This is a genomic window from Bradyrhizobium sp. 159, from assembly GCF_023073795.1.
Classification (GTDB): domain Bacteria; phylum Pseudomonadota; class Alphaproteobacteria; order Rhizobiales; family Xanthobacteraceae; genus Bradyrhizobium.
In genome coordinates this window covers 57,878-82,471 of the sequence record NZ_JADPKE010000032.1, presented here as the reverse complement: position 1 = coordinate 82,471, position 24,594 = coordinate 57,878, and the positions used below count along the sequence as shown (strand labels likewise).

The following is a 24,594-nucleotide window of genomic DNA, read 5'->3' as shown; positions in this document are numbered from 1 at the left end:
GATGAAAATGGATATACCGGTGGGGGTGAACGCCCTGGATCCCGAGACGATTGTCGGAAAACCGCTCGATCGCATCGATGGACGACTGAAGGTCACTGGCGGCGCGCACTACGCCTATGAAATGCAACAGAATGCGCTCTACGGGTTTGTCGTTGAGGCTGCGATCGCAAAGGGGCGGATCACCTCGATTAAAACGCTCGAGGCCGAACGATCGCCCGGCGTCAGACTCGTCCTAACCTACCGCAACGCTCCCAAACAGGGCAGCGGCAATCATCGCGAAGCCCATCCTGTGCTCACAGGCCCTGTCGTGTCCCGCTATGGCGAACCGGTCGCGTTCGTCGTCGCCGAAACATTCGAGCAGGCCAGGGCCGCCGCCTTTCTGGTCAACGTGAAGTATGATCCGAACAGAGGACACTTCGCTCTGCCCCAACATCTCGACCTGGCCCGCGTCCCGCACCAAACGGACGGAGCGCCGGCCGACAGCGAAGTCGGACATTTCTCGGATGCGTATGCGAGCGCTCCCGTGCAGATCGATATGTCATACAGCACCCCCCTGCAAAGTCATGCGATGATGGAGCCGCATGCGACGCTCGCAATGTGGGACGACAACAAGTTGATCTTGCATACGGCGAACCAGATGCTGAATCAGGGCCAGCAAGTCATCGCCAGGACGTTGAACATCCCCGTCGGAAACGTGCGGCTGGTCAGCCCATTCATCGGCGGCGGCTTCGGCGGCAAGCTATGGGTAAATGCCGATGCCATTCTTGCCGCAATCGCAGCACGATACTTCAAGCGATCCGTCAAGGTCGCGCTCACCAGGCAGCAGATCTTCCATGTGACGACGCATCGCTCGGACACTATCCAGCGCGTCCGCCTGGGTACCGACCGCGACGGTCGGATTGTCGCGATCGGCCACGACGTTGTTTCCGGCAACTTGCCGTCCGAACAGGTCTACGAGGCTGCCGCGCTTCAGACCCGTTCGCTCTACGCCGGCCCCAATCGGCTGACGCGGCATCGCCTGGTGCCGCTCGACATTCCCGTTGCATCGTCCATGCGCGCCCCCGGTGAGGCTGTCGGCCTGCTCGCGCTGGAGTGCGCCATGGACGAGCTTGCCGAAAAGCTGAAGCTCGATCCTATCGAGCTGCGAATCCGGAATGAGCCTGCCGAAGATCCTGAAAAGCACATCCCCTACTCCAGTCGTAATCTGGTTGCCTGCATGCAGGAGGGCGCACGACGGTTCGGCTGGGACAAACGCAATTCGCTCCCGGGTCAGGTCAGGGACGGACATTGGCTGGTCGGAATCGGCATGTCTGCCGGAACCCGAGGCAATCCCCTCCGGTTTTCAAGAGCCAATGTGCGGCTGGGTTCCGATGGCGTGGCCACCGTGAAAATGGCAATGACCGATATCGGCACGGGGACCTACACGATCCTGGCACAGATCGTCGCCGAGATGCTGGGATTGCCGATTGAAAGAGTGCGGGTCGATCTGGGAGATACGAACTTTCCCGAAGCGGCCGGTTCAGGCGGTTCGTTCGGCGCGGCGAGCTCTGGATCGGCACTGTTCGAGGCGTGTCAGGCCTTGCGCGAGAAACTGGCAGTACGTGCCAGCATGAATCCGAATACGGCGCGTTTTAGCGACGGCCACATTGCAACGGCAGAGCGCTCTGTGAGCCTCACAGAACTTGTCGGCTCGGGAGTTGAAGCCGATGGCGAGATCAAGCCGGGCCTCAACAATCAGGACTTCTCTCAGCAGTCCTACGGTGCCCATTTTGCCGAGGTTGGCGTTGACCAGGATACCGGAGAGGTGCGCGTGCGGCGCATGCTCGGCGTGTTCGCGGCCGGACGCGTCCTGAACGCAAAGACGGCACGTTCTCAGGCCATCGGCGGAATGGTGTTCGGTGTTGGCGCGGCGCTCCACGAAGACCTCATCCTCGACCCTCGCTTCGGCTATTTCGTCAACCACGACCTGGCCGAGTACCACGTACCGGTACACGCGGATATCCCTGCCAGCGTGGAGGCGGTGTTCCTTCCCGAGCTAGACGAGCGATCCAATCCGCTGAAGAGCAAGGGAATCGGCGAGCTCGGAATCTGCGGTGCAGGAGCTGCGATCGCCAACGCAATCTATAACGCGTGCGGCGCTCGGGTCAGAAACTTTCCGATCACGCTCGACAAGGTACTCGCTAGTTTGCCCGATCAGGCATAAGCGCGTGCGAGCAGTTTCAACTCTTCGAGGAAAGCTTGTCCTTCCTTTCCGCGCAGCCAACTTGTCTATCGGGGGTTCACCAGAGGAGATATACCATGAGAAAACTCTCGACCATGATCGCGACCATCGCGATGCTCGTTGCATTCGCCCTGCCGGCTGTTGCGGGTATCGCAACATACCCGCCGCGCGTATCTGAGACCGCCATCGCCCGCGCCGACAACACCTTCGGTGTATTCGACCGGCAAGCGCCGATATTCGCAACAGGACTCAATGAGCACGTTTATCGCGGCGGTCCGAAGGTCAACGATTGACATCGCCAAGCCATCGGCATGCCGCCCTGCGGTAATGCGCTAGGCGTGCCAGCGCGACATGCAGACAGACCCGCTTCGGCGGGTCTTCTTTTGCCGTCTCGATGCCTATGCGAGCATGATTGGCAATCGGCTCAGCCCACCCTTTTCGTGCGAAGCCGCAAAGTCGCGCACCGGCGCATAGCCACTACTTACCTGCGCCCAATTGGTTCGAATGGAGGATGCACATGAGGTGTTGGTTGATCGCCGCCGGTTTTGCGCTGTTCACGAGCGGTGCCGCATTTGCTCAGGTGACAGGAATGGCGGTTCCGACGCCTACGGTCGGTGCAACCTCCCCGCTCGGCAGCACGACTGGTTCGCCGATTTCACCGATGGGCATTGGTTTGGGCGCCACCGAGCTTCCTTCAGCGGGAATCAGCCCTGCCCCCACCGTCACCGGCAGCATCGCCGTGCCGGCAACTGGCGCGGCCTGTTCTAGCCTGGGACTCTCGCCAACTGGCATGTATGGCTCGACCTCGACCTATGACGGAGGAGGAATGGCGATAGCAGGCTCAACCCCGGCGGCCGCGGCTGGGGCGACCGCAGGATCAATAGAGATGTCGTCCTCGATACCGGCAACTTCCGGAATGTCGGCGACGTCAGGAATGACTCAAAGCACCGGAATGTCGACCTCGTCGGGCATGCTGGATACCGCCGGCATGTCGGGCATGTGCGGCTCAGGCTCGAGCAGCATCACTGCGTCCTCCAGCCCCACCGCGACATCGCCGACTGTGCCAGGCGGCTACGCTCGAACAGGAGTGCCCTTGGGCTCGACCGAAATCGGCAATCTTGGCGTCAGCTCTGCTGCGCTTCTTCCAACGCCGGCCGTGCCGCTCGTCACAGGCAGTGTCGCACTGACGATTCCCCCCGTGCCCGCCGTCACCGTTCCGTCCACCGCCCCTACATCAACGGCCGTATGCTCTTCCTTCGGTACGTCGACATCCACGGGCCTGCCCGGCGGCTGCTGAGCGACCCTGCTTTCTTGGGAGCACGTCCATGAAGACGAAGATCGTCATCTCCGCCGTCGTATTGGCCGCGGTCGCCGCGAGTGCAGGCCTGCTGCACTTTACCCATCTCGATCCCGTGCGGAAGGCAGCCGCTGCACCGGCTCCGGCGCCGCCCGTTCCGATAGTTGCCGCGACTGTCGTCCAGCATGACGTTCCGATCTATCTGACCGGCGTCGGTACGGTGATTGCCTACAACACGGATATTGTACGAGCACAGATCCAAGGGCAGATCACTAGCATCAACTTTACCGAGGGTCAGCAGATCCATGCCGGCGATCTGCTCGCACAAATCGATCCGCGGCCCTACCAGGCCCTGATCGATCAATACGTCGCCAATCTGGAGCGCGATCAGGCACAACTCGTAAATGCGCGGGCCAATCAGGCCCGCTACAACCAGCTCGGCGACAAAGGCTGGGCCACACCTCAATTGATTGAAACGCAGAATGCGCAGGTCAGCCAGCTACAGGCGGCGATCAAGGCGGATCAGGCGCTAATCGATGCTGCGAAAGTGCAGCTCAGTTTTACGCGACTTACATCCCCGATAGACGGCGTGGTGGGTATTCGCCAGATCGATGTTGGCAACATCATCAGCCCGTCAAATACAAACGGCCTCTGCGTCGTGACGCAGCTGGACCCGATTTCGCTAATCTTTACCCTGCCCGAGACCGTTCTTCCGCAGATCCAGCAACAACAGCGGAAGACGAAGGCGCCCCTTTCGGTCCTGGCCTACAATCAGGACAACACGATCCGGCTTGGCGAGGGACAGCTTGGGCTGGTCAATAACGAGATCCTGCAGACCACCGGCTCGATCCAGCTCAAGGCAAACTTCGCCAACAAGGACAGGAGCCTCTGGCCCGGCGAACTCGTAAATGCACGATTGCTTCTCGATACGCGGCACAATGGTCTGACGGTTCCCGCATCTGTCGTCCAGCGGGGGCCAAACGGACCATATGCCTACGTTGTCAATTCGGACGACACGGTCTCTCTCCGCCGGATCAAGGTTGCCGAGGTCAGCGAAGGTCAGGCGCTGATTGATTCCGGTCTGAAGGCCGATGAGCAGGTCGTAGTCGACGGACAATACAAGCTGCGGCCGGGAACGCTCGTCGTCCCATTGCACGGCAAGGCCGCCGAGGAAGCCGCCGCTCAAGACGCGTTACAGGCACCCATCCCATGAATATCTCCGCGCCCTTCATTCGGCGACCGATCGCGACCGCGCTGCTGATGATCGGATTGTTGGCTGCCGGCCTTGTCGCGTATCCGCTGCTGCCGGTGGCCGCCCTGCCGAACGTCAACTATCCGACACTGACGATCACCGCCCAGATGCCCGGCGCGGACCCGCAGACGATGGCCTCATCGGTCGCCTCCCCGCTCGAGCTCCAGTTCGGGGAGATACCCGGTCTCACGCAAATGACGTCGGCAAGCGCGCTCGGCTACACCCAGGTCACGCTGCAATTCGACCTGAACCGCCAGATTGACGGCGCCGTCAGCGATACGCTTTCGGCCATCAACGCGGCAAGCCCGTATCTGCCTACTGGCATGCCCTATCCGCCGACGATCCGGAAAGTCAACCCGGCCGACACGCCCATCCTCGTGCTTGGCCTCACCTCGGGCAGCCTGCCGCTCACCACAGTCGACGCATATGCCGAGAACATCCTGCTGCAGAAGATCTCACAGATTCAAGGCGTGGGTCTCGTCGGAATCGGCGGCCAACAGAAGGCCTCGGTTCGTGTACAGGTCGATCCACAGGCGCTGGCCGCGCGCGGAATCAATCTGGAGGATGTACGAACCGTCCTTGGCCAGGCGAATGTGGATCTGGCCAAAGGAACCCTGAACAGCCCGCGTCAGACCTATACTCTCAATACCAATGACCAGCTGTTTCACCCTGAGCAATACGCGGATCTGGTGATCGCCTACCGCAACGGATCGCCGGTCCGCGTTCGCGACATCGGCCGCGCGGTCAGCGCGGGCGAAAACGATCTGATCGCGGGCTGGTACAACAACAACCGTGCCATCATTCTTGCCGTGCAGCGTCAGCCCGGGGCCAACGTCATCGAAACGGTGCAGCGCATCAAGGCGATGATGCCGACGCTCCAGGCGTCGATCCCTGCCGATATGAGGATCAACGTCATTTCGGACCGCACCCAGACGATCCGGGCTTCGGTTGCGGACGTGCAGTTCACATTGCTCCTGACCATCGCCCTCGTCGTGATGGTGATCTTCATCTTTCTTCGCAGCTTCTGGGCAACCATAATTCCAGCCGTCACCGTGCCGCTCTCGCTGATCGGCACTTTCGCGGTCCTCTACGAAATGGGCTATAGCCTCGACAATCTGTCGCTGATGGCGCTTTCGATCGCGGTCGGATTCGTGGTCGACGACGCCGTCGTCGAGATCGAGAACATCACGCGGCACATCGAGGAAGGCTTGTCCCCGTACGACGCCGCGATGAGGGGATCCGGCGAGATCGGCTTCACCGTCATGGCGATCACGTTCTCGCTGATCGCCGTCTTCATTCCGCTGTTCCTGATGAGCGGCTATGTCGGGCTGTTGTTCCGCGAGTTTGCAGTCACGGTGAGTGTCGCACTGGTACTTTCCCTCGTGATCTCCCGCACCCTGACGCCGATGATGTGCGCCTACCTGCTCAAACCCGAGAGCCGGGAGCACGGCCGCCTCTATCGCTGGTCCGAGCGCGGCTTCGACCTACTGCTCAAGGCCTATGAAGCGGGTCTGAAGGTCGTGCTGCGGCATCGCTTCATCACCTTGATGGTTATGATCGGCACGATCGTGGTGACCGGATATCTCTATGTCATCATTCCCAAGGGATTCTTTCCTCAGCAGGACACCGGCCTGATCCTGGGTCAATCGGAAGCCGCCCAGGACATCTCGTTCCAGGCAATGGCCGAACGCCAGCAAGCCATGCTCGACGCCGTCGTGCGAGACCCCGCCGTGGCATCGGTGGGCTCGGCAGTCGGCGCCGGCGGCGGCACCTACACGGTCAATGATGGCCGCATGTTCATCCAGCTCAAGCCGGCCGACCAGCGCGATCCAATCGAGAGAGTGATCGCACGACTTCGCACAAATCTGGCCAAGATCCAGGGCATCACTCTTTACATGCAGCCCGCACAGGACATCACCGTCGGCGCGCGGCTGAACAAGACCCAGTTCCAATACACCATGAACGACGCCGATCCAGGCGAACTGAGCCACTGGGCCGGTCTGTTTCTCGACAAGATCAAGACGCTGCCCACGGTCGCTGACGTGACCACCGACCAGCTCAATGCCGGGCCGCTGCTCGACATCACGATCAAGCGCGAAGTCGCCTCATCCTATGGCATCCTGCCGTACACGATCGACAACACGCTCGACGACGCATTCGGACAGCGGATCGTCTCGACGATGTACACCCCCCTGCAACAGTATCACGTGATCATGGAGGTCAACCCGAAATACCAATATGGGCCCGAGGCGCTCAACAACATCTACGTCAAATCATCTAGCGGCCAGCAGGTGCCGCTATCGACGCTGGTCGATTCGGTGGTGAAGGTCTCGCCGCTCGTTGTGAACCATCAGGGGCAATTCCCCTCCGTGACGATCTCGTTCAATCTGGCGCCCGGAGCCGCAATCGGTGACGCGGTGAGCGGCATTCAATCCATCGAGAAGGAGCTGCATCCGCCGCTGTCGCTGCAAACCAGCTTCCAGGGCAATGCTCAGGCTTTCGGTGCCTCCCTGAACAGCACGCCGATCCTGATCGCAGCGTCGCTGTTCGTGATCTACCTCATCCTCGGCGTGCTCTATGAAAGCATCATTCATCCGATCACTATCATTTCCACACTGCCTTCGGCAGGCGTCGGTGCGCTGCTGCTGCTGATGGCCGCTCACTACGACTTGAGCGTGATCGCAGTGGTTGGAATCATTCTGCTCATCGGCATCGTCAAGAAGAACGGCATCATGCTGGTCGACTTCGCCATTCAGGCCGAACAGACCGACGGCCTTACACCGGAGCAATCGATCTACCAGGCGTGCATCAAGCGTTTTCGTCCCATCCTCATGACGACGATGGCAGCGCTCCTTGGCGCCGTGCCGATGATGGTCGGCACCGGCGTGGGATCAGAGATCCGTCAACCCTTGGGCTACGCGATCGTCGGCGGCCTTGCTCTGTCGCAGATCCTCACGCTCTACACGACGCCTGTCGTTTACCTCTACCTCGATCGGCTGCAGAATTGGCTATTCGGTGCGCGACGGCATCAAACGATGTCGCGCGATACCCATCCGGCGCCCGCCGAATGAGCGAGTGCGCCCCCTTCTTGGGAATCGTGCCGAGGGTTTTGACATGTTTCTGGCGGTCTTCGCCACGCACGGCACGGCGCACATCACGTGGTTCGACCAGCCGATGCGTCAGATTCGCAGCAATCCGGTCGCGATTTGTCTGATTTGCGCCCTTGAGTATCCCAATCTACGACGGTCTGCGCGCTGTACTTCGAGCGGGAGTCGCAACGCGACCGTTCGAAAAGGACAGTCCCGTCCGTCTCAAACGCAGTTAACATTTTCCGAGAATGTTGGTGCTGTGCAACATGCTTCCGACGCAATGGACGCGTGGACGTGTCCTGGTTCGTAGTCAAACGGCCGCCATACGCGCTTGCGAAATCGGCGCTGAAGATCAGCGCCAGATCGAGCGACTTGGCGTTGGTTTCGATGCGGCTGACCAGATTTACCATTGAGCTAATCACGTCGAAGTCGAGACGGTCCGCCGCGCTCGCTGTCGCGGCAAGGCCGATATCTCATTCTGAGGGGGTTCCGCAGCACCGCCATCAGGCGACGCCGCATCTCAAAAACCATCCGGTGATTACGCAGCCTAGGCTGTCATCAAGTCACCCGTTATTCCGATCTCGCGCTCAAGTGAGAACAAGTCGTCACGAGCAGCATGGTTCGGCTACATTGCCAATTGGATCCCAGCATTGGTTCAAACACTTGGCGAGAATTGCCGATTGCCATAGTGGTACCAGCCGCCGCCAGAACAACGGTTGCCAGTGCGAGCATTCGAGAGGTCGTCCAATTCAACTTCATGGCGCTTACCTCCGGTTGAAGCGCGGAAAATAGGCTTGGCAGTACCTGCCGCTTGTGAACTGCTTCAGAGGGTCTTTCCCAAGGTCATCACACGTGCGTGCCTCGGCCGGCCTCGGCGCCGCAAGGGCAGGCTGAGATGTCGTCGATCGGAATGCGACAGACTCTCTTTCCCATCTCATCAACAACAGATATCGAACAGTACGCCCAACAAGATGGGGCCGCGAAGTGTACAACGAGCGCGCTAGTTTTATCGCCTCGATCTGGGCAACAGCGCGGCGATCGGGAGCAGCGAGCGGATCGCCATGCTGCTCGCTATGTCATCTCTGACGTCCGTCAGCTGTGTCACGGCAAACCGGCTTCCGTCAGGCCGAGTTCGCAATAGCACCCGCGCCGACTGACCGATGCTCGACACCACGTGCAGTCCGTCCTGGAGGCTCCAGAATAGCCGCTCCTCGGCCGAGCCATGCGGCGCCGTCCGACCGCTTTAATCGAGACGGCGACGGTAATAGCTCGGAGTTTCGCCGGCCAGCCTGTGAAATGCGCTGGTAAATGTGCTGGTATCGCTGAAGCCGACCTCAAGTGCAATTGCCGTGACCGACAGTTCGCGATTCGCCAATAGCTGCTTGGCCCGTTCGATTCGGCGACTCGCATGATATCGGTGCGGCGGCAGGCCGAAAGAACGTTTGAACGAGCGGGAGAAATGATATGGACTGAGCCGCGCCAGCTCCGCAAGCGTCGCGAGCGGAATATCGTCGGCGACATGCTCCTCGACATAGGCGACCACCCGCTTCTGTTGCCAGGAAGGAAGGCCGCCACGACTGACCTGCTCTTGGAGTTCCGTGTCACCGTTGATGCGAACCAGCTCATGCGTCAGCACAATGCCGAGCGCTTCGGCGTATTGCCGATGCACCGTGTTCGCGTTCTCGATTACCGACTTGAGCTTAAGAGCGGTTTGCCAGAGACCGCGATCGTAAAAGAACAGGCGCGGCTTGAATTCGATCTCCTCAAACCGCAGCGCGGGATCGGCGAGAGGCCCGCGCGGATCGATATAGAAGCGTGCCCGGCGGGAACGAAAGTCAGCTTGTGCGTGAAATCGCGCAAGGTCGACCGCGGCAGGCCTTCAACAAAGGACGCCCCATAGAGCTCGGCGACCTCTGCCGCAATGAGCAGGTGCCACGGAGCCCGGAATCCATACTCAAACGGCGTGTGCCGCACGATCTCGACCGTCTCCCCGCGAAAGCCCGACCAGGTCGTGGAATGGCGCTTGGCGATCTCAGGCGGGGAGATGTTGACGAGCGGACGAGATTCCAAGTTCGGTTGCGGCCATCCCAGCGGGTGCTCGGCGATCCGGAGAGATGGAGGGGCAGCGGGTTGATTCAAAGTCGATTCGGTGGAGCTGGCCATTATTCGATCTCACTCGCTTTGGTACCCGTCCAACCCCAGACGTTATTAGTAGGCCGGTCGCGACGATGAACAAGATGTGGAGTCGACCCCGCTCACGCCGAGTTGAGACTCGATCGTCACGATCGATTGAGTTTCGCGTGTTTCGCCCACAATTTTCGAACGAAGCGCGGAAATGTCGCCGAGCGCGAATTGCCACAAGACAAGGCTCGAGACCTTGGCGTGATGAGATGGAGAATTAACGCAAGACCGAAGCGCGATGCCGCACAGAATTAGCGCAAGTTGGGGCAATCGCAGCAAGACGGCCTAAGTTGTCTTCAAGATCGTCCATACTTGGGACTATCTGCGCAATCCGATAGCGCTTGCTCCCAGCAAAGAGACCGATCGCGTCGACATGACGCGCAGCGTGCGACCTAATGGAGATTGCACAGGCCTTCCAACTCCAATCGCGGCGTGGTTTACCTCAAGCCCGGCCGCGCGAAGTCCAGAACATCGACTTTCCGACCTTCCGCAATCCAGCAGGAAAGACGATCGATCACGACGTCATTCTCAAGGTCGTAACGACGAATATCTGCGGCTCCGATCAGCATATGGTCCGCGGCCGCACGACAGCGCAGGCCCGCATGGTGCTCGGACACGAGATCACCAGCGAGGTGATCGAGAAAGGCCGTGACGTCGAATATCTCGAGATGGGCGACGTGGTATCGGTTCCTTTCAACGTTGCATGCAGCCGGTGCCGGGCCTGCCCTGCACACCTTGTTGGCTTTCGCCGTCCATGCCGACGATGGATCGGAAGGCGAGATCACTTTCGGCCGTTTGCAAGCGGGCTTTGCGGTCGGCTTCCCGTCGGAACCGTTATCGCGGCTGGAGAAAGTGTCTGACCGCAAATTCAGCGCGCTTTTCCGCGGGAAACCAACCTGGGCTCATGCCTCGCTGCGCGAGTTCGAGGATTTTCGTCGCGCCGCAAACATGCCCCAGTGCGAAGAGATGATCCATTCACGGTGATCGACGGCGAACGCAGAGCGCGATGGGTTCACGGTCGCTTCCGTTGTTATGCTAACATTTCTCAGATAAGGGACGACCAAGCCGCCACTATTATAACTTTGTTGCGAAGGGGAAAGTGCAAGCTCGTTCAGCAACTGCGTCGCATGGAAAGGGCCAATGTCCCTGTTGGAGCCAAAAGCCGCTGTCAGCCGAGGAATAATGTTTAGCGCAGAATAGGAAGCATTCGACGCAGCGTATTATCTCGAAGAACCCAATGATGTAGAATCGCAGCGGCCGCATGCAGTGCTGCCAAAATCAGAACGCCGTCTGCGAGCCATCCGTGGACGTCTTTCAGGGATCGGGCAAGGCTTCGATCGGCCGATAAAGGGGAAGCAATTTCGAACACGCCAAAGATCGGCAGTGGGTGCCCGCGCATAAATTGCGTCAGAATTCCGAAGATGGGCACCGCTAAAAGCAAGGCATAGAGCGCGTAATGCACGATTGCAGATGCCCGCTCACCCCATACCCCGAGATCCGTCCGCTCAGGAATAGATTGTTGGTCGATTAGCCGCCACGCCAGACGCGGAAACAAAATCATGAGAACGGTCAGACCCATGCACATGTGAACTATGAGGCCAACTTCTCTAGGCCTACCTCGCGGCAACAAATCGCCGCAGGTTTCCAGAAGCCACGAGGCAAGCACGAGCAAGGCCGTCGTCCAATGTGCCGCAAGGGCCAATGCCCCATACCGGCTGCCGTTATTTCGCAATTGCATTTCAGTCCAATCCGACTGCGCCCGCCCCTTGGAAGCTATTTGGCACTTTCGACATCTCAAGAGCTGCGCGCCACAAAGACCGTTAAGATTGGGCAATCGTAAATTGGGAAAATCGTCGATTTCGCGCGACGCAGCTGAGAGCCCATAACTCGAATATTAAACTTGAATTTACTTGAGCTGACTGAGATTGGGTGATGTTCGTCGTGGCGCGAAATCCAACCATCTGGAACTGCGTCCGATGACCCAACTCCGCCTTCTCGGCCTCTCCGGCAGCCTGCGCCGGGCTTCCAATAGCACCGCCGTGCTTCGAAGTCTCGAGGACGCGCTTGCGCCCAAGGCTCTGCTCGACGTTTTCTCCTTGCACGGGCTCCCGCTCTACAACGAGGATGAAGATGGCGAGCACGCGCCGGAATCGGTGCGCGCCCTGCGCTCGGCCATCGACACCGCGGATGGCGTGCTCATTGTCTCGCCCGAGTATAATCACGGCATGTCCGGCGTCTTGAAGAACGGACTCGACTGGGCCTCACGGCCCTATGGTCGTTCGGTGCTGAGGGGCAAGCCGGTACTGACGATGACGGCCTCGCCCGCCTTCACTGGTGGCGTGCGTGCGCAGCAGCAAATGAACGAAACGCTCGCATCGATCCCGGCGCGTCCTGTGCTTCGGCCCCAGATCGTGATCGGAGGCGTGCATGAGAAGGTCAGCGACGGGCGCCTGGTCGACGAAGCTACGTTGCGCTTTGCGCTGGCAGGTGTCGACGACCTCCTCGAGGAGATCAGAGCAGCGCGCTTTGTTCGAGCGGCGGCATGAAGTGACGGCCGGTATGCTGATGCCCGTGGCGATATGCGTGTCATTGGCACGTAGTGTTGCAAACTCCTAAAATGTCGGCGCACAGGCTATTCGGCGTGGACTTGAGGAAGATCCGAGATGGAGATACAGCGCACGATTGTGTCAATTGCGGCGGCGGCACTCGCAATCACTATGGGCGTTGACGCTCAGGGCGAGGAGGAGAGAAGCTCAAATCTGTCGCCTCAGGCGCTGCAGGAAATTGCGAAGGTCGAGGCCGAGATTGACCGTACCGAGGCGCAAGCGATCGAACGGCTTGCGGCGCCGCCGGACAATCAGATCCAGCAGATCGAGTTGCTCGGCAAGCTGATGCTGTATGACAAAGAATTGTCGGTAAACCACAACGAGGCTTGCGCCTTCTGCCACATGCCCGAGACCGGCTTTACCGGTCCGGTGTCGGAGCTAAATCGGACCACGGGTGCTTATCCGGGCTCGGTGCGCACGCGATACAGCGATCGCAAGCCTCAGTCGCATGCCTACGCGCCGCTCTCGCCAGTGCTGCATTACAATCCCGCGCAGGGCGACCTCGTCGGCGGCAATTTCTGGGACATGCGCGCGACGGGACGGCGGCTCGGCAATCCGGCCGCCGAGCAGGCGCAAGGGCCGCCGACCAATCCGGTGGAAATGGGACTGCCCGATATCGCCTGTGCGGTCTATCGCATCTCGCAGCGGCCCTATCGCGCGCTGTTTGAGGGCGTATGGGGGCCGCAGAATTTTGCAATTACATGGCCGGGTGACATCGAGCAGGTCTGCAATAGGCCTGGACCGGCGGCCGCGGCCGCTCCGTTGCCGGTCCATCTGAGCACGATCGATCGCGGCCGCGTCGGTGCGACCTTCGATCAGATGGCGCAGTCGATCGCCGGCTATGAAGCCTCGGCCGAGGTAACGTCGTTCACTTCGAAGTTCGACGCAGTGCGCGCCAACAAGGCGCAGTTTACGCCGCAGGAGCAGCAGGGCTATGGTCTGTTCCGCGGCAAGGGGCGATGCAATGAATGTCACCGCGACGGCGGGCCCGGAGAGGATCCGCTATTCACGGATTTCACCGCCAGCAATATCGGCACTCCCGCCAACCCGAGGCTTCCCTACTATGGCGAAGATCGGCCCGACCCGTTGGGCTATGTGGCCAATCCGCTGGGATCGTCCTTCGTCGATGGTGGTGTCGGTACTTTTCTCAGCAACGGACATCTGCTCAGCCAGCCCTCGGCGGTCGACGCGCGATGGCTCACGCTGGCGCCGGACAACCGGGCGCGAATACAGGTGCCGACACTGCGCAACGTGGACAAGCGGCCTGATCCGGCCTTCGTGAAGGCCTACGGGCATAATGGATATTTTACCAGCCTGAAACAGATCGTGCATTTCTACAACACGCGCGATGTGTTGCCGCGCTGCCAGCCCCATGATCCGGGTGAAGGTACGACATGTTGGCCGGCGCCGGAGTCGACTGCCAACATGAACACGAGCAAAGTTGGTCATCTGGGCCTGTCCGACGCAGAAGAGGACGCGCTCGTTCGCTTTATGCTGACGGATGGGTTTATGAACTAATTGAGTCTTGATGGGGCAGCTGCTGACTGCTTGTAGGTACAATAAGTGTTGCCGACCTGAGCAAGGAGATCGACGCCAAGATCGCGAACACTCCGGCGGCGGCGCTGAGCCCTCTCCGCTGAGCGCCTCTCCAATGACGGCTCGCCGAGCGGGAGCGGTTCGCCTCGGCTTTGCGGCTTGACCTACTCGGCCACACCATGCCCCATCTCATTCCGGATGCGTGGCCCGGCGCATTCTGGATCGCGAACGTGATCGCCTGCCCTGTGGTATTCTTGAACTGTGGGCGATCGGCCAAATCCGCGCCCGCTACATGAATACGCCAGTCCTGCAGGCCTTCCAGATCGTGGTCAGCGTGCCCCCCGGCTCGGGCTCGGCATCTTGATCGGGACGAGTTCCCATCGTGCTGCGGTTTGCATAGCAACGGACCCATCCGGTATCGCCGGAGAGTTCACTACTGCCACGGCAGCGCGTGTTCAAGCAATCCATTGGCTGCTTCACGCATTGGTGCTGAAGATCACCCTGACCGGCTGGCTGCTCGCCTCCTTCGCGGCTGGCCGGTGTCGCTCCTCGATTTGCCTGAGCCACCGACACCGGCCTCCGACAATCCCGAGGTCGCCAGGGCGATCGACGGGCATCGAAGCGATGGAATGGACACTGCTCGTCGTCATCGTACTCGATACTCATATCGTAGTAATGGCCCCGGCCTGGCGATCGCCAAGTCGACCACCAACGCGAGCAGATCATGCGTCGCATCGAAACCGAAACGACCCAGCGGCCTGACCGTAGCGGTCGCTTTCGCGAGGTACCGTTGGCTTCGTCGGAAGCGGGAGAACGATCAGCATGCACGGTCGGCACGCCGATTATCGATGTTGGTCAAAGCCCGCAACCGAAGGGATTCTGGGGAAGCGAAGCAGCTTGCAACTGCCCAGGCGTCAGACCCACCCGATAGGCTGCAATCTGGTGGTCGTAGTCGAGGCGATGCCAAGGAAGCATGTACCGTGTCGCGACGAATCCGAACCATGTGACGGCAATCACCACATGCGAGAGCGAGCCACTTGTCCGGTCGATGGCAGCACTTTCGATCGATCCGATTCGATCGCCGCCCTGGCCTACTACGGCTGTGCCCTCGAACCGATCAGACGAAAACTTATGCGATTGGATGGGATTGTTCATGATCGTCTCCTTAGTTTGAGGCGCTTCGTTTTGTCGGCCCCTTACCCGGCTCGAACAGCTTAGTATAATTGCCTTAGGACCGAGTTAGCCTTTCGTGATCCCTTTTTGAAGAACGGCGGCGCAAGAATGGCGTCGATGCGCAGCCCATCAATCGGACGCCAGCAATCGTACAATGGCACTAAGACTCAATCTGTCGGCCTCAGTGATGCATCCGAATTCGATCAAGCCGCCGTACCTGCCCACGGTGGTCGGCCGGCGTTCCCGACAAGGCGGCTCGAATATTCGCCGGTTGTTCCGGCGGTTCCTTGACTCTGGTCATCAGAACGGCCGCATCGCGCTTCGCGATAGAGGCGCAGGTCCATCCGACCGCCGTTCGGCGTATACTTCACGGCCTTTTCGACGAAGTTGCGGACGAGAGAGGGGACGACGAGCAGATCTTCGGTCAACGAAACCGGCTCGTCCGCCGCGAAGCCGAAGTCGATCTCGCGTGCGGAGAACTCTCCAGAAGTTACGCGACTACTCCCTTCCCGATCTGATCAAGATTGCTCGTCTCGTGCCTCCTTGCGAGAGCCTTCACGTGAGCCTCCCGGCAGGTGGGCTGCTTTAGCATTGGTTAGGATACGTTTGCGCTCAGTCCGTCAACCCAAAAACAGCCGCCAAGCGACCGCAAGCCGCTCGAACGCACGCACCGCTTTTCTAAAGATAAATTTAATGGTGTCGGCGGAGCTGCAAACCCACATCGACTTCACACAATCGGCGATTGCCCGATCTCGATTCCCGACGACGGGATTTCTGAAGCGACCAGAAAACGGAACCTACTGGTAAGGAGCTCGCCGATGACCTCTCACTCCAACCGCGGCGTTGTCTACCTCAAACCCGGCAACGTCGAAGTTCAGAAGATCGACTTTCCGACCTTCCGCAATCCGGCGGGAAAGACGATCGACCACGGCGTCATCCTCAAGGTCGTAACGACAAATATCTGCGGCTCCGACCAGCACATGGTCCGGGGCCGCACGACGGCGCCGGCTGGCATGGTGCTTGGACACGAGATCACCGGCGAGGTCATTGAGAAAGGCCGTGACGTCGAGTATCTCAAGGTCGGCGACCTAGTCTCGGTGCCCTTCAACGTCGCCTGTGGCCGCTGTCGGACCTGTCGAGAAGGCGACACCGGCGTCTGCCTTCACGTCAATTCCGACCGCGCCGGCGGCGCCTATGGCTATGTCGATATGGGCGGATGGATAGGCGGGCAGGCCGACTACGTGATGGTGCCCTACGCCGATTTCACCTATTGAAGTTTCCGGACAAAGCGCACGCGATGGAAAAGATCCGTGATCTGACCTGCCTGTCCGATATTCTGCCGACGGGATTTCACGGAGCCGTCACCGCCAAGGTCGGAGTCGGATCGACCGTCTACGTCGCCGGCGCGGGGCCGGTCGGCCTCGCTGCCGCAGCGTCCGCGCGCATCCTTGGCGCCGCAGTTGTCTTGATCGGAGATATGAACAGGGAACGACTCACCCACGCCAAGAGCGTCGGCTTCGAGCCAATCGATCTCACTAGGCACGATCGATTGGGCGAACTAGTCGCCGACGTCCTCGGTGTTCCGGAAGTTGACTGCGCGATCGACTGCGTTGGCTTCGAAGCAAAGGCGCAGGGAACCGACGGCAAGGTCGTTGAAGCGCCTGCCGTCGTATTAAACAGCCTGATGGAGATCACCCGCGCAGCCGGCGCGATCGGTATTCCCGGCCTCTATGTGACCGACGATCCTGGCTCGAAGGAGGGGGCGGCGAAACAGGGCAACCTGAGCCTCCGCCTTGGTCTCGGCTGGGCAAAGTCGCATGCACTCCACACCGGCCAGACGCCGGTGCTGAAATACAATCGCCAGCTCATGCAGGCGATACTTTGGGACAGGCTGCCGATCGCCAAGATCGTCAACGTTAAGGTGATTGATCTTGAGCAGGCCCCGGAAGGTTACAAATCATTCGACGCCGGCGTCGCAAGCAAATTCGTCATCGATCCGCACAAGCTACTCGCCCGAGCTGCCTAAGCCAAAGATGGCGCATCACTGAACCTAAAACATGAGCCAAAGGGCCTCTTAAGGCGCGGGTTCCGGCGACTCTGCGCGGTTCGGCTGCTGCGATCCGCCTCTTTCATCGGTCGGTTGGGGTCAAACAGACGTCAGGCAACAGCTGGCGACTACGCATCTTCAAACTCGGTGCGCCGCGCGAAACGCGGCGGCGGGCTCGAGTGGGACCAACTTCAATGCCGATTAGTTGTGAGAACGATGCGCAACGACTTAATTGACGTCGTTGTTATTGGAACTGCCTTTATTGATTCGGAGATAGCGCACTGCCCGAAGAGACAACGGCAAGCTACTAAGCTCGATCCGAGCGAAATTACTTTACCGTCGTGGCATAAGGGCAAGTTATTTCGACGATGCACCCAGACCCTGGATGAACGGTAAATCGGAATCCGTGCAGCTTCACGATTGCCGCGACCAGGCTCAGGCCAAGACCCAGGCCCGGCGTGTGCCTTATCCTGTCCGACCGATAGAAACGCCTCAAGACGGCATCGCGCTCGTGTTCGCTTATGCCTGCCCCGGTATCCTTGACGCGGACGATGGTTTCGTCTTGACTGCGTGCCAAACCGATCTCGACCCGCCCGCCCGCGGGCGTATACTTGACGGCGTTGTCGACCAGATTGGCGACCGCCTCGATCAAGAGATCGCGGTCACCATGAACTTTCAGTTCGTCTGGCGATTGAATTATCAGGCTGATTCCCTTGTCTTCCGCTATCGGCTCATACATGTCGCCTACTTCCCGTATGATATCTGCAAGTGCGACGTGCCCGAAGCCGGCCGATCTCTGATCTATTTCGATTTCCGCAAGACGCAGGATGGCGGTGATGATCGATAGCGATTGATCGAGCGCATCGGTCGTCTTGTCCGCAACTGACTGCAATTGCTTCAGTGTCGTCGCGTTGCGGCGACCGCGCTCGAGCATCAGACGCGCGCGGGTAAGGGGTGTACGCAAGTCGTGTGCGATGTCCCGACCGACGCCCGCAAGTGACCCGATGAGAGCCTCCATCTCGTCGAGCATGCCATTGACGATCATCGCAAGCTGCGAGAAGGGATCGTCGCTGTTCCCAAGCGGGAGCCGTTCACGGAGGTTGCCGGCGACGATGCGCTGCACGCGCTCGTTGACCTCCACGATACGGTTTCGGGCGCGCGCGCTCAGCGCGACGCCGACTGCAATGCAAAGGAACACAGCGGGAAATAGTCCCAGCGCGAGCGCTCCCCCAACTACCCGTGCAATCTCCTCGATTTCATCCGCATCGCGTCCGACCAGTAATACATTGCCATCGGGCAAAGTTCGCGCAATCAGCCGCACGGACTGTTGCTCCCGGCCAACTCCGTCTAATCTGTCGGCCACCGCGTTTTGTGCCGTGCCATCGATCTGGAGATCCGTTGGCTGCCTTTCCATATCGCCTGCGATCCTGTCGCCCTGCGCATTAAACAATCCCACCATCCGACGACGCCCGGGATCGTAGCGCAGGCCCTCGTTGATCGTGTCGAGCCTCTGACCGGACGGCAAGGCAACAAGAGTTTCCATCTCCGAAGCGATCGCGCGGTCGGATCGCAACGTCATGTCACGTTTCGTCTTCAAGTAGACGAAACCAAGCAGAGCAACGGTAAATGCCGCAAAGATGCAGGTCACCAATACGGTCCACCGCAGCCTGCTAGATCGGATGAACTCAGGCCAGTGCATCACGTTGTCTCGCCGAAAGATCGCAGAATTGCTCCACTCTTCCGCCGGACCTGGTGAATGGTCGCGAAGCGTCGAAAAAAGCTCGCACGACTTCGTCGACATGATGCATCCTTCGCATTTCGCTCGCCTGCCCGCACCGCCTGGCATCCTTGATTCCAGCTACGGGTGCCAGCTTAACCCGGACAGCACGAGCGGCACGATCGTACGGATGTTGTTCCGACTGTCGTCTTGGTTTGAGAAACCCCATACCTTTGGTTTATGCGTCCCTCGTGCATCTGAGGACTGTGACGAGGTAGCGCAGGCGGAGTAAGGGTCATGAACCGGCTCTTGCGATCTTAGCTGGTATCCCCGCGACGGATGGCGATCTCGACGTATCTGATCAAGTCGGCTGCCGCAAAGGGCTTGGCCAGGAAGCCAATGCCTCCGGCCTTCCGCGCCCTGTTCCGCACGCTGTCTTCGGGGAAGGCCGTAATGAAAATGAACGGCGTATTGTGTCCTTGCGCGCGCATATGGGTGAGGAGGTCCACCCCGCTCATACCGGGCATTTGCACATCCGCAACGACACATCCGCAGCCGAGCAACTGGGGTGACTGCAGGAACTCTTCGGCCGACGCAAATGTGCGGACTAGATATCCTTCTGAGCTGAGAAGATTGTCGGCTGCTTCACGGACGAGTTCATCGTCGTCAATAACTGAAATCATCGGAGGCATTTACAAGATGACCTTCCAGGCGCGGGAGCAAGACGCTCTCCTTAGCACCGCTCCAGTTCAGAAAAATGAGCCGTCAATCCGGATTCCGATATCATACTTAGGTTTGTCCGTGCGCGCACTGGGTGTGCAATCAGGCGCATTTGTCCTTCTGAAACCCTGAAGCCGGAGGCTTGCTTCGCTCGATACTTGCGGGACAAAGCGCTAGGGCTTGGCGGGACGAATTCCGAGCGTTTCTGCTTTTCGCAACAGATCGGCCAACGATTTCGCATCCATCTTCTTCATGATGTGGCCGCGGTGAATCTTGACGGTAATCTCGGCAACTCCAAGTTCAGCAGCTATCTGCTTGTTCATGAGGCCAGACGATACCAAGGCCAGAATCTCACGCTCACGAGGAGTTAATTTCTCAAAAAGGGCTTGCAGATTCGCGACGATCTTGTCGGCCTCGCGCCGCTTGCGATCCCGTTCAATCGCCACCATCACGGCGTCAAGCATGTCTTGATCGCGAAACGGTTTGGTCAGGAAATCAACCGCCCCGCCCTTCATGGCCCTGACGCTCATCGGAATATCGCCATGGCCGGTCATGAAGATAACGGGAATATGAATGTTCGCCTTGGCTAGTTCACTTTGGAAGTCTAGGCCGCTCATTCCCGGCAATCTGATGTCCAGGACCAGGCAGCTGGCAACATCTGGAAGCTTGCTTTGCAGCATTTCGGATGCCGAGCCGAACACCTCAACCTCCAGTCCGATCGATGCAAAGAGATTGCTGAGCGCTTCACGCATCAATTCGTCGTCTTCGACAATAAAGACGAGCGGCTCTCTCGCGCTGATAGGCTCACGCGGTGTTTTGGGGCGCTCGGTCACGACGCCTCCCTCTGAATTTCAGAGGGCAAGACGAATTGAAACGTCGCCCCCCGCCCCTCATTGGGCGACGCCGATAGGCGCCCCTCGTGGGCCTCCACGATCGAACGACAGATCGAGAGCCCCATTCCCATGCCGCTGGACTTGGTGGTGAAGAAGGCGTCGAATAGCCGATTTGCATTCTCGGCGGATATACCGACGCCGCAATCCGTCACACTCAGGAATACGCGGTGTGCCTCGTCTCGGCCAGATCGGATTACCAGTTCGCGCGGCCGATCCGTGATCGGCAGCATCGCTTCGATACCGTTCATCACCAGGTTGATGATCACCTGCTGCAACTGAACCCGATCACCGAGTATCATAGGGAGAGCAGGCGCCAACTCGGTTCGCAACGAGACTAGGTGACTGCTCAACTCGCGCTGTACTAGCACGATAACCTCCTTGACGACGTCATTTAGGTCGAGCGACACTTTCTCAATGTCGGAGTTTTTCGCGAGCGACCGGACACGCCGGATTACCTCACTTGCCCGGTTGCCAGCATTGACGACCCTTTCCACCGAACGGCGCGCAGCGGGCAGGTCGGGAGCTTCGCGATCGAGCCAGCGCAAACAGGCCTCAGCGTTAGTAATGATGGCGGCGAGCGGTTGGTTCACCTCGTGCGCGATCGAGGCTGTTAGTTCACCCAGCGTAGTCACGCGCATAACATGCGCGAGCTGCACCTGTGCCTTATGCAGCTTGTCCTCGGCCTGTTTGGTCGCGGTGACATCCACCACCGCCCCAATGAACTCCAATTGGCCCGCTTGGTCTCTGACAGAGTGGGCGACAACATGGACATGTTTGACAGAACCATCCGGCATCAGCAATCGATGCTCGTAGTCGAGATCCTCTCCGTTGCGGGCTGCGCGTTCGATCGCCTTCTCCACGCGAGCACGATCCTCCGGATGAGCGCGGTCAAGAACCATTTCAAAAGTGACAGAACGCGGCTCATCGTATCCGAGGATCCGGAAGAATTCCTTGGAGCCGACGCGTTCGCCAGTGAAGAGATTCCAGACGAAGCTGCCGGTTTGGCTCACTCGCTGTGCTTCGATTAACTTGGCTTCGCTTCGCCGCAATCTTTCCTCGGCCCGCTTGCGGTCCTCAATGTCGGTAGACGACCCATACCACTTGACAATGTTGCCATGGTCATCGCGCAGCGGCACGCCCCGGAACAAAAACCAGCGGTATTCACCGTCGAAACGCCGTAGGCGAGCTTCAAGCTCACCGGGCATACCGGAAGCCCGTATTGCGCTCCACTTCACCAACATGCCTTTCTTGTCGTCAGGATGGAAAGCGCGAGGCCAGCCGATTTCGGCTTGATCCGGTGAGAGGCCGGTATAATCGAGCGCCGGTTGATTGAGGAAATCGGGGACTCCGTCCGGTCCGGCCCGCCAAACCAAGGTCGGGATCGTGTCGATCACCAGTCGAAGCCGATCCTCGGATCTCTTGATTTCGTCAAAGGCTTTTTGCAGCGCCTCCTTGGCGAGGTGCTGCTCGGTGACATCGATATGCGTACCAATGAGCTCGGTCACTTCACCGTCGTGACCGACAACGGTATGTCCCACGGAATGCACATATCTTGTCGCACCGTCCGGAAGAACGATGCGATAGTCGCCTTCGAAGTCCGTCTTCTCTCCGAGAGCCTGCTGCACCATTTCGATAACGCGGTCTCTGTCTTCGCGGTGGACGCGATCCCACAAGGGTTGCTGTGGCACAGCGTCCTCACTCGGATCGAGTCCCAACATGCGGTGCGCTTCCGGGGACCGAAACACAAACTCTCGCTGCCGCGCATCCCAGGCCCAACTGCCTGTGTGACTCAAGCGCTGGGCTTCGGCCAAATAAGCCTCGCTGCGTCGCAGTTTTCGCTCTGTCTCCTTTGCTACCGTGACATCCGTTACCGCGCCCACAAACTCGATGCCCCCTTGAGCATTTCTTACGGCGCGCGCCAAGACGTGAACATGTTTAACTGTTCCATCCGGCATCAGCAGTCGATATTCATCGTCAAATTCCCTTCCCTCGCGGGTTGCGCGATTGATAGTGTTTTGCATGGCGGCGCGATCTTCGGGGTGGGTGCGCTGCACAACAAGCTCCAAGGTCGGCTTGGTGGTCCAGTCGTAACCGAAGATTCGGAACGTTTGCTCTGACCAGAAAATATCTCCGCTGGCGACGCTCCATCCAAAGCTCCCGGTACCGCTCAATCTCTGCGCTTCGGTTAAGTACATTTCGCTCTGGAGGAGCGCGGCCTCAGTTCGCTTCTGATCTCCCATCGCTACTTGCAGGTCATTTGCCGAACGCCGAAGTTCTTCTGTTGCCTTCCTCTGCGCCGAGATCAGGAATGCAACCACGAGAGATGTAACAGAAAACAGGATCAGACGCGGTATCTCCGAAATACCTACAGCGAAAAGGCCATGTTTCCAGGTAAATGAACCGCTCGGGGGCACGAGGTAATAATGAAATGCCAAGAGAGCGAGCGTGACCGCCAATAATCCCGGGCCAAGCCCGCCAACCCACGCAGCGAAAATAACTGCGCAAAGCATCGAAGATGCGATGGCCTCGGCGCTCAGTAAGCGTGTGATCAGCTCAGCAGCAATGATCGCGACCGCGACCGTCAGGACGACCATCGCATAGCGAGAGATTGTAGAAGACGTTGACGGCCGTACCGTGAGACCAAGTCTTGTCATTCTGCTGGCTCGTCCCGCCGACGATCCGCGGCTGGATTTACGGATACTTTGAACTGGCGCCCTATCGCAGAGCATCCCGAGGTTCCGGCCGGCAAGTTTAGAGCATTTTGAACAAATTCGGCAATTCGATTGATCCCGGTGGGCTCTGCGCGCCGTTCCGCGGAGCCGAGGCCGCTCAAAACACTGGTCAAATCGGCACAAGATCGGACCAGGCGCCCCAATCCTGCGTAGGCAATCCTGGCCGCGCGGCAAACCATTGAGGTGCGCGGCCCTTCGCTAGTGCGCAATTACATCAGTCGCAATGCGCCAGTACCGAAACCTCCGTATTACTCTCCCGATCCTTTTTCAATATCGGACACTTACCCCCGTACGATTGAGCGAGATGTCTCACCTCTCCTAGTCTCGCTTTCGGACAAGCTCAGGCGATTTATCGGATCAAGTGATGAGCAATCCTCTCTCCGATCAACGAGCAGGAGACATAGAATGACAATCAACCTTCCTATGCATACCAGTCCGGCGGGAATTGGCTTACCCGACAGCAAGCTCGCTCGTGAGATAACGCAACTCGTGCGTGATACCGAGACGCCGCTGCTGTTTCACCATTCGAGCCGCGTCTACTACTGGGGCGCTCTGGCAGGCAAGCGCCGTGGATTGAGCTTCGATCCCGAACTGCTTTATGCGGGCGCGATGTTCCACGACATGGGCTTGACGCACCGGCACAGCAGCGCCGACGAACGTTTCGAGGTTGACGGCGCGAATGCCGCCCGCGACTTCCTGCGGAGCTACGGAATCGCGCAACACGATATCGACACGGTCTGGACTGCGATCGCCCTGCACACGACGCCTGGCATTCCGCAGCACATGCACCCCGTCGTCGCCCTTGTCACGGCCGGCGTCGAGATGGACGTGCTCGGATTAGGCTATGGCGAGTACAGCGCCACTGAGCGCGAAGTGGTTGTAAATGCGCACCCGCGCAGTGCGCACTTCAAGGAAGACATCATCCAGGCCTTTTACGACGGCATCAAGAACAAGCCGGAGACGACCTTCGGCAATGTGAAGGCTGACGTGCTCGCAGACAAGGATCCGCATTTTACCCGCGGCAATTTCTGCAGCGTGATCCGCAACTCCGCCTGGCGCGGGTAAGCGTCGCCCGTCCTCTCATCGGCAGCTCGACCGGCCAGTGGCGCGCTCGAAATCTCGTACTTCAT

Annotated in this window: 17 protein-coding genes and 3 pseudogenes; 11 read left to right on the top strand and 9 right to left on the bottom strand. The window is 59.3% G+C overall.

All coding sequences use genetic code 11. The features are described from left to right. The first annotated feature begins 1 nt into the window (after position 1). From IVA96_RS07440 to IVA96_RS07425, 4 genes are all read left to right on the top strand, one after another. Positions 2-2,203 carry a xanthine dehydrogenase family protein molybdopterin-binding subunit gene (locus tag IVA96_RS07440; protein WP_247416493.1) on the top strand — a complete coding sequence of 734 codons (2,202 nt, stop codon included), beginning with the start codon at positions 2-4 and terminating at the stop codon, positions 2,201-2,203. Between the two features lie 95 nt (positions 2,204-2,298). Then, positions 2,299-2,514, top strand: coding sequence for a hypothetical protein (locus IVA96_RS07435; RefSeq protein WP_247416491.1), 216 nt, complete (start codon positions 2,299-2,301; stop codon positions 2,512-2,514). Positions 2,515-3,546: 1,032 nt separating this feature from the next. Further along, entirely contained in the window at positions 3,547-4,731 is a 1,185-nt protein-coding gene (locus tag IVA96_RS07430) for an efflux RND transporter periplasmic adaptor subunit (protein WP_247416489.1), read from the top strand. Beyond that, entirely contained in the window at positions 4,728-7,841 is a 3,114-nt protein-coding gene (locus tag IVA96_RS07425; RefSeq protein ID WP_247416487.1) for an efflux RND transporter permease subunit, read from the top strand. The genes IVA96_RS07430 and IVA96_RS07425 overlap by 4 nt, the downstream gene beginning before the upstream one ends. Positions 7,842-9,102: 1,261 nt before the next feature. Here the strand turns inward: IVA96_RS07425 and IVA96_RS35745 are convergent. Next, positions 9,103-9,528: an AraC family transcriptional regulator gene (locus IVA96_RS35745; RefSeq protein WP_247416485.1), complete on the bottom strand. Its 426-nt coding sequence runs from the start codon at positions 9,526-9,528 to the stop codon at positions 9,103-9,105. 17 nt (positions 9,529-9,545) lie between these two features. Continuing rightward, positions 9,546-10,022 carry a hypothetical protein gene (locus IVA96_RS07415; protein ID WP_247416484.1) on the bottom strand — a complete coding sequence of 159 codons (477 nt, stop codon included), beginning with the start codon at positions 10,020-10,022 and terminating at the stop codon, positions 9,546-9,548. Positions 10,023-10,442: 420 nt separating this feature from the next. Between IVA96_RS07415 and IVA96_RS07410 the strand changes: the two are divergent. After that, positions 10,443-10,771, top strand: a pseudogene (locus tag IVA96_RS07410) (alcohol dehydrogenase catalytic domain-containing protein); the annotation flags it as partial. Continuing rightward, positions 10,689-11,024, top strand: a complete 336-nt coding sequence (locus IVA96_RS07405) for a hypothetical protein (protein WP_247416610.1) — start codon at positions 10,689-10,691, stop codon at positions 11,022-11,024. The pseudogene IVA96_RS07410 and the gene IVA96_RS07405, both read left to right, overlap by 83 nt. Before the next feature lie 202 nt (positions 11,025-11,226). Here IVA96_RS07405 and IVA96_RS07400 read toward each other — a convergent pair whose 3' ends face one another. After that, positions 11,227-11,778: a cytochrome b/b6 domain-containing protein gene (locus IVA96_RS07400; RefSeq protein WP_247416482.1), complete on the bottom strand. Its 552-nt coding sequence runs from the start codon at positions 11,776-11,778 to the stop codon at positions 11,227-11,229. 187 nt (positions 11,779-11,965) lie between these two features. On the opposite strand from IVA96_RS07400, the gene IVA96_RS07395 reads away from it, so the two are divergent. From IVA96_RS07395 to IVA96_RS07385, 3 genes and pseudogenes are all read left to right on the top strand, one after another. Then, on the top strand, positions 11,966-12,586 hold the full coding sequence (locus IVA96_RS07395; RefSeq protein WP_247416480.1) for an NAD(P)H-dependent oxidoreductase: 621 nt from the start codon (positions 11,966-11,968) through the stop codon (positions 12,584-12,586). Between the two features lie 117 nt (positions 12,587-12,703). Further along, on the top strand, positions 12,704-14,164 hold the full coding sequence (locus IVA96_RS07390; RefSeq protein ID WP_247416478.1) for a cytochrome c peroxidase: 1,461 nt from the start codon (positions 12,704-12,706) through the stop codon (positions 14,162-14,164). Between the two features lie 117 nt (positions 14,165-14,281). After that, positions 14,282-14,557: pseudogene (locus IVA96_RS07385) on the top strand (rubrerythrin); the annotation flags it as partial. Between the two features lie 480 nt (positions 14,558-15,037). Here the strand turns inward: IVA96_RS07385 and IVA96_RS07380 are convergent. Further along, positions 15,038-15,337 carry a PRC-barrel domain-containing protein gene (locus tag IVA96_RS07380; protein ID WP_247416476.1) on the bottom strand — a complete coding sequence of 100 codons (300 nt, stop codon included), beginning with the start codon at positions 15,335-15,337 and terminating at the stop codon, positions 15,038-15,040. 221 nt (positions 15,338-15,558) lie between these two features. After that, positions 15,559-15,783, bottom strand: a complete 225-nt coding sequence (locus IVA96_RS07375) for a hypothetical protein (RefSeq protein WP_247416475.1) — start codon at positions 15,781-15,783, stop codon at positions 15,559-15,561. Between the two features lie 390 nt (positions 15,784-16,173). On the opposite strand from IVA96_RS07375, the pseudogene fdhA reads away from it, so the two are divergent. Then, positions 16,174-17,381, top strand: a pseudogene (gene fdhA / locus IVA96_RS07370) (formaldehyde dehydrogenase, glutathione-independent). Positions 17,382-17,730: 349 nt separating this feature from the next. Here fdhA and IVA96_RS07365 read toward each other — a convergent pair. The 4 genes from IVA96_RS07365 to IVA96_RS07350 form a co-directional block, all read right to left on the bottom strand. After that, positions 17,731-19,203 (bottom strand): HAMP domain-containing sensor histidine kinase, encoded by a 1,473-nt coding sequence (locus IVA96_RS07365; RefSeq protein ID WP_247416471.1) that lies wholly within the window; start codon positions 19,201-19,203, stop codon positions 17,731-17,733. A gap of 233 nt (positions 19,204-19,436) precedes the next feature. Continuing rightward, complete coding sequence (locus tag IVA96_RS07360; RefSeq protein ID WP_346347889.1) at positions 19,437-19,802, bottom strand: response regulator; 366 nt, start codon at positions 19,800-19,802, stop codon at positions 19,437-19,439. 210 nt (positions 19,803-20,012) lie between these two features. Then, the gene (locus IVA96_RS07355) at positions 20,013-20,672 is read right to left on the bottom strand and encodes a response regulator transcription factor (RefSeq protein ID WP_247416466.1); all 660 of its coding nucleotides are present in this window, start codon (positions 20,670-20,672) and stop codon (positions 20,013-20,015) included. Beyond that, a complete protein-coding gene (locus IVA96_RS07350) occupies positions 20,669-23,326 on the bottom strand; it encodes a PAS domain-containing protein (RefSeq protein ID WP_247416463.1) in 2,658 nt (885 codons plus the stop codon). The genes IVA96_RS07355 and IVA96_RS07350 overlap by 4 nt, the downstream gene beginning before the upstream one ends. Positions 23,327-23,869: 543 nt before the next feature. Here IVA96_RS07350 and IVA96_RS07345 point away from each other — a divergent pair. Beyond that, entirely contained in the window at positions 23,870-24,529 is a 660-nt protein-coding gene (locus IVA96_RS07345; protein ID WP_247416461.1) for an HD domain-containing protein, read from the top strand. Positions 24,530-24,594 lie beyond the last annotated feature (65 nt).

Bases quoted from the DNA above. Each gene is read 5' to 3' on its own strand.
- IVA96_RS07440 (WP_247416493.1), top strand. From the start codon at position 2: ATGAAAATGGATATACCGGTGGGGGTGAACGCCCTGGATCCCGAGACG.
- IVA96_RS07435 (WP_247416491.1), top strand. From the start codon at position 2,299: ATGAGAAAACTCTCGACCATGATCGCGACCATCGCGATGCTCGTTGCA.
- IVA96_RS07430 (WP_247416489.1), top strand. From the start codon at position 3,547: ATGAAGACGAAGATCGTCATCTCCGCCGTCGTATTGGCCGCGGTCGCC.
- IVA96_RS07425 (WP_247416487.1), top strand. From the start codon at position 4,728: ATGAATATCTCCGCGCCCTTCATTCGGCGACCGATCGCGACCGCGCTG.
- IVA96_RS07415 (WP_247416484.1), bottom strand. From the start codon at position 10,022: ATGGCCAGCTCCACCGAATCGACTTTGAATCAACCCGCTGCCCCTCCA.
- IVA96_RS07400 (WP_247416482.1), bottom strand. From the start codon at position 11,778: ATGCAATTGCGAAATAACGGCAGCCGGTATGGGGCATTGGCCCTTGCG.
- IVA96_RS07390 (WP_247416478.1), top strand. From the start codon at position 12,704: ATGGAGATACAGCGCACGATTGTGTCAATTGCGGCGGCGGCACTCGCA.
- IVA96_RS07380 (WP_247416476.1), bottom strand. From the start codon at position 15,337: ATGAACAATCCCATCCAATCGCATAAGTTTTCGTCTGATCGGTTCGAG.
- IVA96_RS07365 (WP_247416471.1), bottom strand. From the start codon at position 19,203: ATGTCGACGAAGTCGTGCGAGCTTTTTTCGACGCTTCGCGACCATTCA.
- IVA96_RS07360 (WP_346347889.1), bottom strand. From the start codon at position 19,802: ATGATTTCAGTTATTGACGACGATGAACTCGTCCGTGAAGCAGCCGAC.
- IVA96_RS07350 (WP_247416463.1), bottom strand. From the start codon at position 23,326: ATGGTCGTCCTGACGGTCGCGGTCGCGATCATTGCTGCTGAGCTGATC.
- IVA96_RS07345 (WP_247416461.1), top strand. From the start codon at position 23,870: ATGACAATCAACCTTCCTATGCATACCAGTCCGGCGGGAATTGGCTTA.